Source organism: Microbulbifer elongatus (genome assembly GCF_020524885.1).
Classification (GTDB): Bacteria; Pseudomonadota; Gammaproteobacteria; order Pseudomonadales; family Cellvibrionaceae; genus Microbulbifer; species Microbulbifer elongatus_A.
Map to the genome: position 1 here is coordinate 420,366 of NZ_JAIVKJ010000002.1, position 14,758 is coordinate 435,123.

The 14,758-nt window shown below is 59.3% G+C and carries 12 protein-coding genes; all 12 read right to left on the bottom strand.

Annotated features, from left to right (window positions below; translation table 11 throughout):
- Positions 1-15: 15 nt before the first annotated feature.
- Complete coding sequence (locus tag LC059_RS09180; protein WP_226703550.1) at positions 16-537, bottom strand: ExbD/TolR family protein; 522 nt, start codon at positions 535-537, stop codon at positions 16-18.
- Positions 534-1,073 carry an ExbD/TolR family protein gene (locus tag LC059_RS09185; protein WP_226703551.1) on the bottom strand — a complete coding sequence of 180 codons (540 nt, stop codon included), beginning with the start codon at positions 1,071-1,073 and terminating at the stop codon, positions 534-536. Before LC059_RS09185 ends, LC059_RS09180 begins: the two co-directional genes overlap by 4 nt.
- A 48-nt stretch (positions 1,074-1,121) precedes the next feature.
- Positions 1,122-1,808, bottom strand: a complete 687-nt coding sequence (locus LC059_RS09190) for a MotA/TolQ/ExbB proton channel family protein (RefSeq protein ID WP_226703552.1) — start codon at positions 1,806-1,808, stop codon at positions 1,122-1,124.
- A 52-nt stretch (positions 1,809-1,860) separates the two neighbouring features.
- Complete coding sequence (locus LC059_RS09195; RefSeq protein ID WP_226703553.1) at positions 1,861-2,148, bottom strand: hypothetical protein; 288 nt, start codon at positions 2,146-2,148, stop codon at positions 1,861-1,863.
- A 3-nt stretch (positions 2,149-2,151) separates the two neighbouring features.
- Positions 2,152-2,808, bottom strand: a complete 657-nt coding sequence (locus tag LC059_RS09200) for a tetratricopeptide repeat protein (protein ID WP_226703554.1) — start codon at positions 2,806-2,808, stop codon at positions 2,152-2,154.
- Positions 2,795-5,701 carry a tetratricopeptide repeat protein gene (locus tag LC059_RS09205; protein ID WP_226703555.1) on the bottom strand — a complete coding sequence of 969 codons (2,907 nt, stop codon included), beginning with the start codon at positions 5,699-5,701 and terminating at the stop codon, positions 2,795-2,797. Before LC059_RS09205 ends, LC059_RS09200 begins: the two co-directional genes overlap by 14 nt.
- Entirely contained in the window at positions 5,698-7,677 is a 1,980-nt protein-coding gene (locus LC059_RS09210) for a hypothetical protein (RefSeq protein WP_226703556.1), read from the bottom strand. Before LC059_RS09210 ends, LC059_RS09205 begins: the two co-directional genes overlap by 4 nt.
- Positions 7,678-7,684: 7 nt before the next feature.
- On the bottom strand, positions 7,685-8,224 hold the full coding sequence (locus tag LC059_RS09215) for an AraC family transcriptional regulator (RefSeq protein ID WP_226703557.1): 540 nt from the start codon (positions 8,222-8,224) through the stop codon (positions 7,685-7,687).
- A 110-nt stretch (positions 8,225-8,334) separates the two neighbouring features.
- On the bottom strand, positions 8,335-9,354 hold the full coding sequence (locus LC059_RS09220; RefSeq protein WP_226703558.1) for an FAD:protein FMN transferase: 1,020 nt from the start codon (positions 9,352-9,354) through the stop codon (positions 8,335-8,337).
- 30 nt (positions 9,355-9,384) lie between these two features.
- Positions 9,385-10,956, bottom strand: coding sequence for a general secretion pathway protein GspF (locus tag LC059_RS09225; protein ID WP_226703559.1), 1,572 nt, complete (start codon positions 10,954-10,956; stop codon positions 9,385-9,387).
- 32 nt (positions 10,957-10,988) lie between these two features.
- Positions 10,989-13,508 (bottom strand): LamG domain-containing protein, encoded by a 2,520-nt coding sequence (locus tag LC059_RS09230; RefSeq protein ID WP_226703560.1) that lies wholly within the window; start codon positions 13,506-13,508, stop codon positions 10,989-10,991.
- 4 nt (positions 13,509-13,512) lie between these two features.
- Positions 13,513-14,733 carry a hypothetical protein gene (locus tag LC059_RS09235; RefSeq protein ID WP_226703561.1) on the bottom strand — a complete coding sequence of 407 codons (1,221 nt, stop codon included), beginning with the start codon at positions 14,731-14,733 and terminating at the stop codon, positions 13,513-13,515.
- Positions 14,734-14,758: the final 25 nt, after the last annotated feature.

Genomic DNA, 14,758 nt, shown 5'->3' on the forward strand with positions numbered 1-14,758 from the left:
ATTGCGGCCCCTCCTTCAGCGACCGGCGGCCGGTGCGGCCGGGTCTTGCGGTGCTGTCTGGGTGACGGCGAGATCAATATCCCGGTAGTCCGCCGCGGCACAGGTATTCATGATTTTTTTGAGCAGTGCGTAGGGCACTTCCTCATCCCCGAGAATGGTCACCGGGCGGCCCACTGATTGCTTTTCTTCCGGCAGCGGCTCTGCGCGGCTGGCCAGGTATTGGAGCTCTTTCAGCAGTGGTTGTATCTGCTCCTTATTCGCATCAATCTGTGCCACATTCGCGATTACGCGATTGCCCACCAGTAACTGCTCTCCGTTTACCCGTACCACGGTTGTGGTGTCCGGCTTCTCGGTGGACGTGGACTCCGGTAGTTTGATGGTCTTGTCTGCCTGAAGTACTTCCACTTCAGAGGAGTTCACCAGCAGGAAGAACACCAGAATGGTGAAGATATCCATCAGGGATACCAGGTTCAGCTTGGTCTGCTTGTGCCGGCGCTGCTTGCGCCCTTTCAGCTTTCCGCCGATCGTCGCTTTCATATTCCGTTGCCTGCCAGCTGTTCGTCTGTTGCCTGTGCGTCAATCACAGGCGCGTCCCCCAGGGAGATCTGCGGAAACAGTTCCGCATCCACTACCGAGGCAGCCACGACTGCGCGGAAAGAGCGCGCGGTATCCATGGCTGTCACCAGGGTGCAATAGGGGGTGCCCGGTTCAGAGAGGATGACCAGGTCTTTCTTGTCGATATCCTTTTCCCGCAGGCTCCGTTTCACTTCCTGCAATACATCGGACACCAGCTTGAAATCCGGCTCTCCGTCCCGGTTGGCAATACGCTTTACGCGAATTCCCGCCGGATAGTTGATGTCGATGTACTCTTTGCGCAGCACCAGCTCCAGCTGCCGATTTTCTTTCTGGTCCTCAACGGCGGGGTCACTCAACCCCGGAAGGTTAAGGTTCAGCACAGAAATATGGGAAAACACCATATTCAACAGCAATACGGGGACCAGCACGGTCATCAGGCTCATAAATGAGGTGATGTCCAGATCCGGATCGGTTTCCAGCCTGCGTCGGATAGCCATGGCTCTCTCTTGTTATCTGATTACGCGTTAGTTTTACGTCGCCTCAAATCAGGCGGTGGCGCCAGCTTTTGCTGCCGGGCGCGCCGCGGATTCAGTTTTCTGGCCACGGGTCAGGGTAATCAGATTGAGAAATTTCACACCGGCCATTTCCAGGCTGTCGATAATCTCGTTGGTCTTGTTCTGCAGCATGGAATAGGCGAGCAGCAGCGGAATCGCAGAGATCAGGCCGAAGGCGGTGGTGTTCATGGCTACGGAAATACTGGAAGAAAGCATGGACGCTTTCTCGGACGGATCCGCATTGGCTACCGCGGTAAAGGCGGCGATCAGGCCGATAATGGTGCCGAGCAGGCCCAGCAGGGTGGCGATATTAGCGAGGGTGGCCAGGTAATTGGTGCGTTTTTCCAGGCGCGGCACCGCTTCGAGGATGCTCTCCTCGATGGCCATGGCAATGTTCTCATCCTTGCGCGCATGCTGGGCAGTGGAAATGCCAGCGGCGACGATCTGGCTCATCGGCGCTTTTTCACCCTGAGAGAACTTGAGTGCGGCGGCAAAGTTACGCTGCTGCATCATCGGCAGTACTTGACCGTAAGCGCGGCGGTTGGCCATTTTGGCGCGGGACAGGAATACCCAGCGCTCCACTACAAGAACGATGCCGATCACCAGTACCAGCGCGATGGGGTACATGAAGGGACCGCCGTTCTGGAAGAAACGCAGCAGTGTGTTGAAAAATTCCATGGTCAAATCTCCGGGACGTAAGATTTTTGTTTATAAAAATTGTTCTGGTGCTTTATTGCTGTTCTGAATTATCTGGCTGCAGCAGTTTTATTTCCCGCTGCAGCTCCGAGTATTCCTGATGCTGAAATGTGTGGTTGATGGCGTTGGGCAAAGTGCTTTCAATTTTTTCCAGGCTGTTGGCCTGCTTCCAGGGAATGATATACAGCACCTTGGGCTGTTCCTGGCTGCCGATAATTGTGGATTCGAGGGTAATCACCTCACCATTATCTTCCTGTGATATCGCCACACCGGGGGCGAGCAGTATATACGCGGCGAGTGCCGACAAGATTTTTTTAATCACCGGCTACAGCCTCCGCTCCAGGTCAACGATCCATCCCACCAGCACCCGGTCTTCCTCCGGCTCCAGTGCGCGCGCTTCGCGGTAGTGATGCAAGGCTCGTTCCGGTTGGTGCAGGTAGAGATCAAAAAGAATACCCAGATTGCGATGTGCCGCGGCAAAATCCGGCCAGCGGGCCAGCGCACTCTCGTAGGCAGTTCGGGCTTCCTCAAAGCGACCCTGATCACGCAGCAAGACACCGAGGGTATTCCAGGCGAATACATTGTTCTCGTTGACGGTGGCTGCCTGCTTCAGGCTGGCTTCGGCCTGCTCGGGCTTGTTCAGCTTCAGCTGCACTTTGGCCAGGTTCAGCCAGGCTCCGGAGAGCGCGGCCCATTGGGTCACTACCTGTTGCAGCTCCGTTTCTGCGGCGGCGTATTGTTGTTGCAAAAAATAGTCCCGTGCGCGGCTAATGCCCTGCTTGGCGCCGGTCGGTACGCTGGAGGGTCCAGCGAGATAAGGGTTGGGGCTGACAATGCGTTTGCCCGACTCCTCCAGTGTTGCAGTGGTGTCAGTGGGCGCGGTTGGGTTGCCGGCACAGGCGCTCAGCAGCACCGAGCAGAGTGTTGCCAGAAGCACATTTCTAGGGGTTTTCAACAAGAGTGTCATATCAGTAAGCCGCATCGCTCCACTCCACCGTGGTTTCGGGTTTGCGATAGCGTGCGGGGAGCAAGTTTTCCAGTGACGAGAAACTGTTTTTTACCCAGTCGTCGTATACGCCGTCCGCAGTTCGCTTCACGTTGGCTTCGTGCAGCTCGATGGCCTTTTCCTCAAATGGATAAGCCTGCTCCTCCAGCAGGATTTCATACTGCTCCAGTTCCAGCGGGCTCAAGCCGTTGGGGCGCTGGGAATCCATCAGGTCACGGCTGAGCTGACGGTAAATTTCGGCGAGACGGAAATTGGCCGCGGTGGTGAATTCGGAAATACCGAAATCCAGCACTTTCTTGTAATCGGCTACGGTTGCTTCCATCGCCTGCTTCTTATTCTTGAGGCTCTGCTTCAGCGGCAGGGTAAGCTTCTGGCGCTCAAAGCGGGCGTAGCTCTGCTCCGCCAGTTCGTTACGCGCGTAGGCAGCGAGGTAGCGTCCGCGTGGCTCCGAAACCTTGTTGCCCGCAAGGCTGTTTATCCACAAGTTGCGCTCGCGCTGGTTGCCGGCTTTTTCGTACAGCGAGACCAGTTGATACTGGGCTTCCAGATTCTGCAGCGCCGGTTCGCGCCACTGGCGTGCATACTGGCGATAGGCTTCGATGGCGCGGCCGGTATTGCCGGACTGCTCGAACTGCTCCGCGGCGAGGTACAGGGAGTCTCGGCGCACGCGCGGATCCGGGTCGCTGTTGGCCAGGGCCATCAGTTCGCTAGCGGCGGCTTCCGGCATATCCATACCCTGGTAAATCGCCACCGCTTTCGCGGTCAGGGAAGGTGTGAGCTTGTTCTCTGGATAATGTTTGCGGAAATCCGCCAGCTCCGCCTGCGCCTGCGGCCAACGTTTGAGCCGCATAAGCTGGTTGATGGCGTCGAACTGAGCGGTAGCGGCAATGGAAGAGCGGCCGCTGTCGCGCACCCGCAATAGCAGCGCGATGGCTTCTTCCGTGGGTGCCACGAATTCCATACTGTCGGTGGTGAGTTGCACCTGCTTGAGAATGATTTCTGCCTGCTTGTATATGGAGGACTGCAGGCGATCGCGGGTGTTCAGGTACTCCGGATCCGTGGAGGCCATGCCGGCCAGCAGCTGGGAGTAGGCGTTTTCCGCTGCGGGGAAGTTCTCGGTCTCGAAATGACTGTGCCCGAGCAGTATCAGGATACTGCGGCGCTGCTTGGCATTGGGCGGCGGTTGCCAGCCAGCGGCCTTCTCTGCAGCGGCAATGGTCTCGGCGTGGCGGTACTGTTCGAACAGGTTGTGTGCTGCGTCCAGTTGTACTGGCAGTGCGCGCCGGTCACCCGGCCAGGAGTCGGCGAAGCGCAGGCTGGTCTCGGTCTTGCGGTCGAGCCACAGGTTCGCCAGCTCCACCTCTTTTTCCCGCTTGTGCATTTCGCCGGCCATCAGGATGGCGGCGTAGCCTGCCTCGACGGCGTTGGCGGGAGTTTGCTGAGTTTCCTCGGTAAAGCCCCAGGCGACCCGGTTGTAGGCGTCAAAAGCGCGCGCGTACTCGCCACCGTCGTTCAGGCTTTCCGCCATCAGGAAGGTGAGCAGTGGAGTCTTGTCATCGCCCGGGAAGGTCTCGATAAACTCACTGTAGAGCTCTGCGGCCGCCAGGAACGCTGCACGGGATTCACGCTCGGCGCGCGCAACGGTTTTCCGGTTGTTTTTGGCATTGCCCGCTTCTTTGGCAAGTGCCTGTGCGCGCGCGTGATCGAAGCGCGCCAGCTCCTCCAACCAGGGTTTCAGGAAACCGCGCAATTCGCTGTGTAACTCTTCGTCGGCATTTTGCCAGTACAGGCTGCGGATTCCGTAGCGAGTGACAAATTCGCGCTTGGCCGGCACTACCTCGCTGGGGAAGTTGCCCTGCTGGAGGATTTCAACCGCGCGCACATGCATGGCCGGCGCTTCGCGGCTCTGTGGGTTCTTCTCTACGTAGGTGAGGAAAGTCTGGGCACCGTCGCGGTAGCGTTCGCTCTCCGCATACCAGTCGCCGAGCGCGCGATACAGCAGGTGCTGGTAGCTGCGGCCGCTTTGGCCTGTGCTGTTTGTATCTGGCTGTTGCGGATTGAATGATTCGATGACCTCGGCACCACCGAGATAGTTAAAGCCGAGTGCCAGTACCCGCAGGGTGTCGTCGGCAAGGCGGCGCTCCCCCTTTTCCAGTTCTTCCAGCGGGCGCTTCTCTGGTTGGTCCTCTGCGAGCAGCAGGTCCATCAAGCCGAGGAACGTATTGCTGGCATCGCGATAGCGCGCGTCCTTGAACTGGCTCCAGCCGAGCATATAGCGGGCGTTTTGTGTGAAGGGCGATTCACCTTGCGTGAGCACCGCGGCGAAGTCGCGCTCCGCCGCGCGGTATTTTTTCTGACTGAAGGCTGCCTCGCCGCGACGGAACAGCGCCTCGGCGATAAACGGGGATTCCGGGGCGGTGTCGACGATATTTTCCAGTGCCTGCAGCGAGCCGGGTAGGTTGCCATCGAGTGCGCGCGCGCGTGCCAGGCGGTAGGCCAGGTAATCGTCGTCGGCGGAAGTCTGCAGCAGCGCCTCGTAGTGGCGTACTGCCTCGCTGTAGGCCACGGCCATTTCCGGGTTGTCCGCCTGTAGTTGCTCGAGGCGTTCCATTTCCAGGTCGGCGAGACGCAACTGGATCTGGCGGCGGGTTTTCGGATCGCGGTTGGCTGCGAGTGCTTTTTCGTAGCTGTCGATCAGCACCGGCAGCGCTACACGGGGCAGTTCAACCTGCGGTTCCGGTGGCAGGGTTGCTGCAGGCAGATTTGCCAGCGTGGTACCCGGGTCGAACTGGCTGGCACAGCCACCAAGGGAGGCGCTGGCACAAATTGCGAGGGCGAGGAATCTTTTGCGTGGCCAGGTGGACTTCACGACTGCTCCTCCGCCGCCGGTTGTACTGTTTCCGCAGCGGGCTGCTCGGCGGGCGCGTCATATATGCCTTGTATGGTGGCGTCCTGAATACGCGCAATGGCAAGACGGGTGTGCGCCATGTACTGGGCGACCCTCTGCTTTGCTGTGCCGAGGGCCTGGTGCAGATCCTGGCGGATCTGGTTTTGAATGGTGTGGCTGGCGCGGTCGACGGCACGATGCTGTTGTGCCAGACGCAGGCCGGCGTCGTCGACGCTGCCGGCCAGAAGATTGAGTTGCGGCGCTTCTGCGGTGATGCGTGCCACACGGCGCTGGCGCTGGGCGGCCTCAACAAGTTGTTGTTCCAGCGCATCGATGGTTTTGCGTTTCTGCCACAGGTTATGGTGATACTGATCCGCGGCCTGCCACTGCAGAATACCGCGGGCGCGGGCCAGGGTTTGCTGCTGGTAGTTGCTGGTTTTGCCGGCCCTGTTCAGGCGCTGGTAGCGCACTTCCGCCGCGCGCAACATATCGAGGTATTCGGTTGCTTCACTCTCGGTTGCGGCGAGCATGGCGAGCCCGTCCTGGTCCGCCTCGATACGCGTCAGCGAAGCTTTCAGTCTCGCGAGTTCCTGTTCAGCAATCTGCACCTGCTGGTCGTACTGGGCGCTGTCGTGCTGCTGCACAATGGCGACGCGGCGTTGTTCGCGCTCATCGATCAGGGTGTGGAATTCCGGCAGACGTGTTTGCCAGCGTTCGAGTACCCGGGTGAGCTGGTGCAGGTCGCGCAATTCCGACAGCTGCAACTGCAGGCGATCGCTCTGCATCATCTGTAGCAGGTAGCGCTGGTTCTTGCGAATAAGTGCCGGGGTCTCGGCATCTTCGAGCCAACCGTAACGCTGCAGGTTGAGGGTTTCGGTTTCCGCAGGCAGGGGAAATTGTAAATCTGCAGAAGCCTGTTGCAGCGCCTCCAGGTCATTAAGCGCTTGCTGGTACTGTTGTTCCGCGTGCAGGTAGGACTGTAACGCGAGTCTGGGCCTGTCCAGCGCTTCGTAACTGTATGGCAGGGCCAGTAGTGCTTCCTGTACCTGTGGGGACAGAGGGTTTTTATCGATCAGGTAGCCGAGTGCATCAACGGCCTGCTGATGATCGCCGCCGTTCACCGATACCCAGCCGAGCCCCAGCAGGGCGTCGCCCGACCAGGGTGTGTCCAGGCGCACGCCGCGGAATTCTCGCGCTGCGCCCTTGTGGTCTCCGTTGAGCGCCAGCGCATAACCGGCGCCGATGCGTGCCTTGTCGCGCAGTATGCGCAGTTCTTCGCCGGCATCCGGGTGTTGTTCCACCAGCGCCGCAGCGCGCTGGTATTCACCGGCAGCGGCCACCAGCTGCTGGTCGCGGGCGAAGGCAGCAGCGAGGTTGTTGTGGCCGAGTACTTGCTCCGCCAGGGGCAGGTCAGCCATCGCCAAAAGCTGCTTCGCCTGCTCCAGGTCGCCACTGCGAATTGCCAGGTTCAGGGTGAGCGTGGACTGGTGAATAGCGCCGGATTTGTGCAGCTGATTGGCCGCGGTATCCCAGTTCTGATGACGGTAATTCAGTTCCGCCAGCTTGAGCCAGGCGATCTCCCGGAAACGGGCGATGCGCTGCTGGTTGTCTTCATCCGCTGTTTTCTGCAACTGTTTTTCAAACAAATCCGCGGCCTGGCGTTCAAGGCCAAAGGCCAGGCTGATACCGCCGCGAATCAGGTCGGCGTTGTCCGCATGGTGGGCAATGCCGCCGCGTAGGTCGGATACCATCAGTGTGCTCAGGGCATCGAAGGTGTTGCCCTGAAAATAGTGATACAGGGCAGCGCCGTAGCGCATATCTTGCGCCTGCTGAAATTTTTTGTCGGGGGGTGCAGGGCGCTCTTCAGCGACGGCTGGCAGTGCGACGCCCGCAATCAGTGCCGACAGGGCCAGTGCCAGTCGCATGGGAGAGATGTTATTCACAGCGGCAAACAGCATGGCGGGCTCAGGGGGCGGGCCACTGTACGACGGTAAATTCCGGCTGTTGCTTACCGCTGGAATCGGAAATACGCAGTTCGATCACCGCGGGTTCGTCGGTTTTTTTCAGCTCGATGGTGGCGGCGCGCTTGAATTCACGCTGTTCCGGTCCGATGCCGGTGAAATAGGCGGTGATGGTGTGCTCGCCGGATTTCAGATTGCCCTTGAACAGGGGCTGGATACCGCCGCGGTACAGGGCCTTTTTCTGGTGCTTGGTGTACAGGTGCGTTTCCACCAGCTTGTTGTCGATATGTAATTTGACCGTATCCAGGTCAAAAAAGTGGCCAACATCCATGGACACGTATACCGCCACCTGACTCTGTGCCGGGAATAGCAGGTCTTCTTCCAGTACCAGCAGATCCCGGTTGAGCTTCAATACTTCCTGCTTGAGGTCCTCCAGGTCGCCACCGGGGAAATCGCCGCTCTGCGCGAGTACGCTGCCGGAGATTGCCAGAGTTAGGGTGGCCAGCAGGGCGCGAGCGAATAGGGAACGACGGGGGGAAAACATGGTGAAGCCTGAGGGTTGGTAAGCCTGAAAAATTTATTGTGTAACAGTGTGTATTGTATGTCCTGAGATTATGTCAGGGTACCTCGTTTCCGGTGTGATCCAGTTGGCAATTACTGTTGCAATCCACTGGTAAAAAACATCTGGTGATTCGCGTCGATCACAACAGCCTCGAACCCGGTCAATTCTTCGATCAGCGCCATACCTTTTTGTTTGCCCAGAACAAAAACACTGGTGGAGAGCGGGTCGGTATCGAATCCGTGCGGGCCTATCACACTCACGCTGATCAGCTTGTCACCGTCTGCGGTATCTCCGCGGGAATCGGTCTCCGCGGGCTTGCCGGTGGCCGGGTTGAAGATATGGTGCACCCGGTGCTCGTCGTCATCGATGAAAAACCGCTCATAGTCTCCCGAGGTGGAGATTGCCGTATTTTCAAGCGGGATCACCGCGGCATTCTTTGACTTGTCCCGCGGGTGGCGGATACCGATCAGCCAGGGTTTGCCACGCTTGTCACCCAACAGCCGCGCATCGCCACCTGCGCTGACGCTGGCATTGTGTACTCCGTGCTGTTGCAGAATGGCGACAGCGCGGTCCACCGCGTAACCCTTGGCAATACCGCCGAGGTCAATTTTGGTGCGTGGGTCCGAGAACGCCAGCGTTGTCCTTATTCCTTCCCGCGGTTCTCGGTTTAATTGAACGTGCCGGTAGTTGACTGCGGGCAGCAGCGTTTCGGTAATTTTCTCGTTTGCCTGCTCGCCCTTGCGAAAGTCGTACAGGCTGCCCAGGGTGGCATAGGTGATATCGAAAGCGCCCGCGGTCTTATCGCTGTACCACAGGGATTTTTCGACGATGGATGCCAGCTCTTCGGTAATCGGAACCGGCCCCTGCCCCGCTTCGCGGTTCACCCGGGAGAGCTCGCTGTCTTCCTTGTAGGGGGACAGCGCCGCGTCGATGCGATGAAACTCCTCCATCACATCTGCGGTGATTTCTTTCGCCTGGTCTTTGTCTTCGTACCAGAACTGAAGGTGCACCTCGGTGCCCATAATGGCCTGCTTCTCGTAGTGCCACTCGGCCAATGAGTGTGCGGAGAAGAGCAGGCCGGCAATTAGAGCGAAAGTGCGCGCGAGGTACATCGTAGTTTCTGTTTATTGGATAAAAGCGTTTTATCTAATCGGTGCGAAGGCCGTCAGGCTGTCCATCAGGCTGGCGTTACCCAGTCCGTGATTGGGGAACAGGCTGGCGAAGTTGTCCTGTTCATTGTGCAGCGCCATATAGTTCAGCACCACCGTCTGCACCAACTGATTCACGTTGTTCGCCGCCGGACTGCCGGCGGTCTCCACATCACCGGATGGGCGCATATAGCCCAGCTGCTGATGGCGTGCCTGTTCTTCAGCAGTGCCGCCGAGAAGCTGCGGACGGCCGCTTGGGTTGTACACCAGGAAATAGGAAGCGGCGGTCTGCTGGTTGTCGCCAGTCCAGACACCCTTGCCGCGGCCTTCCAGCGAGTCGTCAATCATACCGTTACTGAATACGGAGCCGTCACTGAATACGTACACCATCAGGGGTTGGCCGACACGCGCGGCGTATTCCAGGCAGGCGCCAATACAGCGGCCGGCGCGCAGGTCGCGAATCTCGCCGGTGGCGCGGTCGCCGGTATGGTAGTCGTAACCGCCCATGGTAATGGTGCCGGCACCGGCGTAGCCGTTGATCACCAGTTTCATGGTGGAGGCGGCTTTCTGGAATTCGCGATCGCCAAAGAATTCCGCGGAAGTGAAAATTCCGCTCGGCCCGACAATATCCGGATCCTGTGCCGGGTCCAGGTCACTCGGGTTGCCAAAGCGATCGGCGAGATCGGCGCTCTTCATGTAGCCGCACTTCACCAGGTCTTTGATCACGGCATCGTTGGTTACCCGGGTGTTGACCTTGCCCAGTTTGGCGTTGGAGATCCGGTACATGGATTCCATGACTTCCACTGTGTCTTCCTGGTTTAACAGGCCCACCAGATCACCCACGTCCACCAGGCCGGTCACGTCAGATGGTCGGTCCACCTTGGTCGGGCGCACTTCCGGGTTGATCAGGTCCGCCGGGGCCATGGAATTGCCACCGGATTCACTGGTTTGGGAGCCAATGAGCGCGAGCAGCGAGCCGTTGGCACCGGCACGGTTGATGCCGTACATAGGATTGTGCGGATTATTACCGGTGTCATTCTCGGAGCGCGCGGGAATCACCGCACCGTTGATGGCAGCGCGATTGCCGATGGCCACCTTCTCAAGAATGCCGGCAAGCATCTGGCTGTCACTATGAAAAGAGAGGCCGAGCTCGCTGTTGATAAAACTGTTACCGGCGGCGTCGGTGAGCGACGGCACCATATCACCTGGCAGGCCTTGTTTGCTGTAACCGGCAGTGCTCAGAAAATCCAGCTGCCCGCCCTGCTTGCCAACCAGTACGTTGGAGCCGGCGATGTTGGCACCGCCAGCGAGGTCGAAGCAGATAAACGGGATCTTGCCGGCGCCATTGGCGCTGACACCGCACAGCTCGCGAATACTTTCGAGATCGGATGACAGTGCTGCCTGTGCAGATCTGGGGTTGGCGAACAGACTGAAGATCGAGCCGCCCAGTACCGTGGCCATACCCGCGCGAAACCCCTGGCCGAGAAAGTCCCGCCGGCTCACCGGGCGGTGGTGGTCCGGGTGGCGCAGTGGCTGATCCAGTTCGAAATGTTTTTTCTTGCTCATGTTTTCATACCCCGGTGCCTTGGCTCCGGTTATCAGTGAATCAGAATCATTGCGCTGCCCATGGCTGCCGCGCAGGTGGCTGTAACAGTGTTGACCGTGGTTGCCGCCTTGCTGCAGTCGCCCACGGTGCAGACGGAGGCCTTATCGATCAGGTCCCCCAGCTCCGCGCGCACGAAACTTTCGTCCGGTGCGCTGTCCAGTTGCTCGTTGTGGCCAATTGCCGCAGGCCAGTCAATGGGACGGCCGAGCAGCTTGTCCAGCAGCGGATTGATGATCTGGTCGCGCTTGGCCTGAGTATCGAAGGCTTGGCCAACGCTCGCGCTGAAATCAAAACCCGGGAAGTAGGCCGCGCGGGCGTCGATGTCGTTTGCCAAGGTGCTGCAGTATTTCACTGCCAGCTGGGTAATACCCATCTGGTGGGCGGCGAGGAAACCGCGCACATCGGCTTCCACCGGCAGTTGCTGTTTGACCTTCTCCCAGGTCGCCACCACCTCGGGGTGCGCGCTGGAGATGCCGGTGGCCGCTGACAGTGCCGCGTGAATCTGTTCGAAGCGGCGGATGCCGATACGCGGTTGCGGGGTGAGGTCCGCCGGTGCCGCCGGTGCTGCGGGAGTGGCCTCTATGCGCACGAACTCCTCATTGCCCAGGCGCTCGAAAGTCAGGAAAAACTCATCCGAGGTCGGGCCCTTTTCCAGGGTAATGATGGTGCCCAGCGGCGAGAGTTTCTGGCCGTTCTGTGCGTCGTAATCGGTTGCTGTAACGACCGTGTCGAGGTTGGCCCATGCCTGGCCAACGACGGCTTCGCGACCATTGATACCGATACGCATTCCCTGAATCACCACGCCGTCCGGTGTGACGCCATCCTCCAGGGTGATGAACTTGGGTTCGCTGAACAGGTAGCCGTGATTGTCGTATTGCTGCACTTCGAACATCACGTAGCCCTGGGGCACATCGGTCTGCTCTTCAACCTTGAACAGCAACAGGAATTTTTCCCCCACACCGGCTTCGTAGTTGGTGAGGATGTCATCCTGGGTCAGTGCGCGGGAGTGGATCGCGAGCAGGCGCACGGAGCCCTGCCACACGTTGTCGCCGGACACCTCGCTGCCGATCGCCAGCGCGAAGGAGTCGTCCCAAGTAGACAGCAGGCCGGCTTCCACCGGGTCTGCATCGCCGGTGAATTCGCCATTTACATACAGGCGGCGGCCATTGATCGGGTCAAAGGTGGCCACTACATGCTGCAAGGTGGCCTGGGCGCGCTCGGCCATGTCATCGGTGATCAGTGCTGGCATACCGTCGGCGTCGGTGCTGGCATCGTTGCGATTCTGGAAGGTGTAGTTGTACATCGCCTGGCCGAGGGTGAAGTTCCGGGTTTCGTTGTTGCCGGAGTAGGTCACAATCCGCGCGGGACCTTCCTGTACCACATTGGCCGGTGCCACCCAGGCTTCGATGGAGTATTCACCGGTGCCGGTCAGGGTGTCGAACAGGCGCTTGCTGGTGGCGGTGGCCGCCTGCGCCTTGCCGCCATTTAGCTGGACGCCCCAGGAACCGAGCCATTCCACATCGCCGGACAGGTTGAGATCGATGGCCGGGTTAATACCTGATGTGTCATAGGCGATGGTGCCGCTTCCGGACTTGAATTCGTACAGGGCAATGGCGTTGTTGTCGATACGACCACCGCCGCTGGCAACTATGCCATCGGTGAGATACAGGGCTTTACTGATCACCCAGTTCGGATCGACGGCCGTTTCCGCAATGCCGTCGACAAAACTGCGTATTGCAGCGGTCATGGTGTCGGCGTCCTGGGTACAGTTGCTCCAGCAATTGTGGAAGTCATTGCCGAGACGCACCACAAAGCGGGAGTTTTCCGGGGTGTCCAGATCCATCCGCGCCTTGGAGGCCTCGTACGCCTGGTCGACATCGCTGCTGGCAAAGTAAGGCTGTTGCGCGGTTTCCGCATCTTCGCTGTGGCAGCTTGCACAGTACTCTTCCAGTAGCGGGTATACGGTGGTGGCGAAATTGCCGCTGGAGGCGGGGAAGCTTTTGCTCGCGCCTACATCCCGCTCTTGCGGTGGTGTCAGGGTGATGGTGCTGGCAACGGATCCCGCGGCAGCGGCCCATTCCTCGATGTAGTTGGTAATGATCTCGCCACAGGTATTGGCGTTTGCCAGCCAGCAGTTGTGGCCGCTCGTCACCTTGGTAACGAGTCGGGAATCTTCCGGGCTGCCCAGGTTGACCAGGTCGCGCCCTTCGCCGTGGGCGAGGTTGATATCGTCACCGCGCACAAAGCGCGGGCTCTGGTTGCCTTCGATATGGCAGCTGCCGCAGCGATTTTCCGCGGCCAGGTTGTCCCAGATATAACGCTTGTAGTTCTGAACGTCTTCGCTTTCCGGCGCGGGGCCGGAATAGCTGGTGTCGTTGGTGTCCGGGTTGGTGTTGGGCTGTTCTTCGGTGGACTGGCCGCTGCCGCCGGAGCAGGCCGTCAGCAGCGCGGAAGTGAGCAGTGCACATAATAGCGCGGCTTTTTTATGCGAGGGCGTGAATGCAGTTTTCATTGTCTTATTCTCCCGCACAGTAAACCGCAGCGTCTGCATACACCTGCTTCAGCTTGTAGCCATTGCCGGTAAAACTGTCGGTCATGCTGGAAATGCGAGCGCGGTCGGCACTGTCTTCCGGTGCGCGCAGGCACACCTGTTCGAACACCTTGGTGACCTGGCACTGGGCAAAGACTTCGCTGTTGGCCAGCTCGCGCCCCATGGACTTGGCGCCATTGCCGGAACCGGGAAGCTCACTGCTCCAGCCCAGGTGCATGTTTGGTCCTTCCCGCCAGTAGTTGTCCCATTTGTCATCGGGAATCACGAATCCGTAAGGGAAGGTCGCACTGTTGATGTGGTGCTTGGCCGTTACCCGGGTCCCGGTAGCGGGATCTGTTTCGCCGGCGCTGTTGTATTGCAGGCGGCCATCTTCACCGGTGGGGTCGTTTTCCACATCGTAGTCGTAGGTGTAATAGGCAAACGCCTGGGCCATCGGGTCCATGCCGCTGTGACAACCCACGCAGTTGTTCTGGAATACCCTGCTGTCGCCACCGGGGCTGCGGCTCACGTCCTGGCGGATGCGATCCGGTGGCCTTGAAGTGTCGTGCACCTGTTCCAGATCGCGGCACAGGTGGTTCATCAGGGTGAAGCGGAACATGGCGCGGTTGGTACCAGCGTAAAAGAAGGCCTTGGCCCCGCCACGTGTAGTCATAACGCCGGCGGTAGCTTCACCGGGCAGGCCGGTGACCGAAGACTGGGTCTGACGTTCCAGCGCTGCCTGCAGTGGATAGCCGCTGTGCTCGAGTTCTTCGTAGTGGTTGTTGTTGCTGTTGCTGTAGGCCGGAAGACCCAGGCCGGAAGCGCCGGTATAGATGATGTCGCCGGAGAGTATCTCGCGAAAGTCTACATCGTCGCGCACCATGCCAATCACCGTCGCGGTGTAGTCATTCAGCGGGGCGAAGTTGTCGCCGTCGCGATTGGTCCACGGGGTGACCAGGTTCTTCAGTGTCACATTGTAGAAGGCATCGTTATCCATGGCCTTGTAGGCTGCGGCCTGAGCATTGCTATTGGCAATGTCTTCGGCCATTTCCTTTAACACCTCGACATCGGGTTTGATGCCGGTGATGCGGCTGTGGATTCTCGCTGCCTGCTCTTCCGGTCCGGCAAAGGCGGGGGCGGTGAGCGAGGCGCTAACACAGGTGGTCGCCGCGAGCAGCAGGCGCGCAGCGGACGATTTTATATTCATGGGCGGGTACGCGTTGGGTTCTCGT

Excerpts from the sequence above, each read along its gene's own strand:
- LC059_RS09210 (WP_226703556.1), bottom strand. The coding sequence starts at position 7,677 with ATGCTGTTTGCCGCTGTGAATAACATCTCTCCCATGCGACTGGCACTG.
- LC059_RS09215 (WP_226703557.1), bottom strand. The coding sequence starts at position 8,224 with ATGTTTTCCCCCCGTCGTTCCCTATTCGCTCGCGCCCTGCTGGCCACC.
- LC059_RS09185 (WP_226703551.1), bottom strand. The coding sequence starts at position 1,073 with ATGGCTATCCGACGCAGGCTGGAAACCGATCCGGATCTGGACATCACC.
- LC059_RS09235 (WP_226703561.1), bottom strand. The coding sequence starts at position 14,733 with ATGAATATAAAATCGTCCGCTGCGCGCCTGCTGCTCGCGGCGACCACC.
- LC059_RS09190 (WP_226703552.1), bottom strand. The coding sequence starts at position 1,808 with ATGGAATTTTTCAACACACTGCTGCGTTTCTTCCAGAACGGCGGTCCC.
- LC059_RS09225 (WP_226703559.1), bottom strand. The coding sequence starts at position 10,956 with ATGAGCAAGAAAAAACATTTCGAACTGGATCAGCCACTGCGCCACCCG.
- LC059_RS09230 (WP_226703560.1), bottom strand. The coding sequence starts at position 13,508 with ATGAAAACTGCATTCACGCCCTCGCATAAAAAAGCCGCGCTATTATGT.
- LC059_RS09200 (WP_226703554.1), bottom strand. The coding sequence starts at position 2,808 with ATGCGGCTTACTGATATGACACTCTTGTTGAAAACCCCTAGAAATGTG.
- LC059_RS09180 (WP_226703550.1), bottom strand. The coding sequence starts at position 537 with ATGAAAGCGACGATCGGCGGAAAGCTGAAAGGGCGCAAGCAGCGCCGG.
- LC059_RS09220 (WP_226703558.1), bottom strand. The coding sequence starts at position 9,354 with ATGTACCTCGCGCGCACTTTCGCTCTAATTGCCGGCCTGCTCTTCTCC.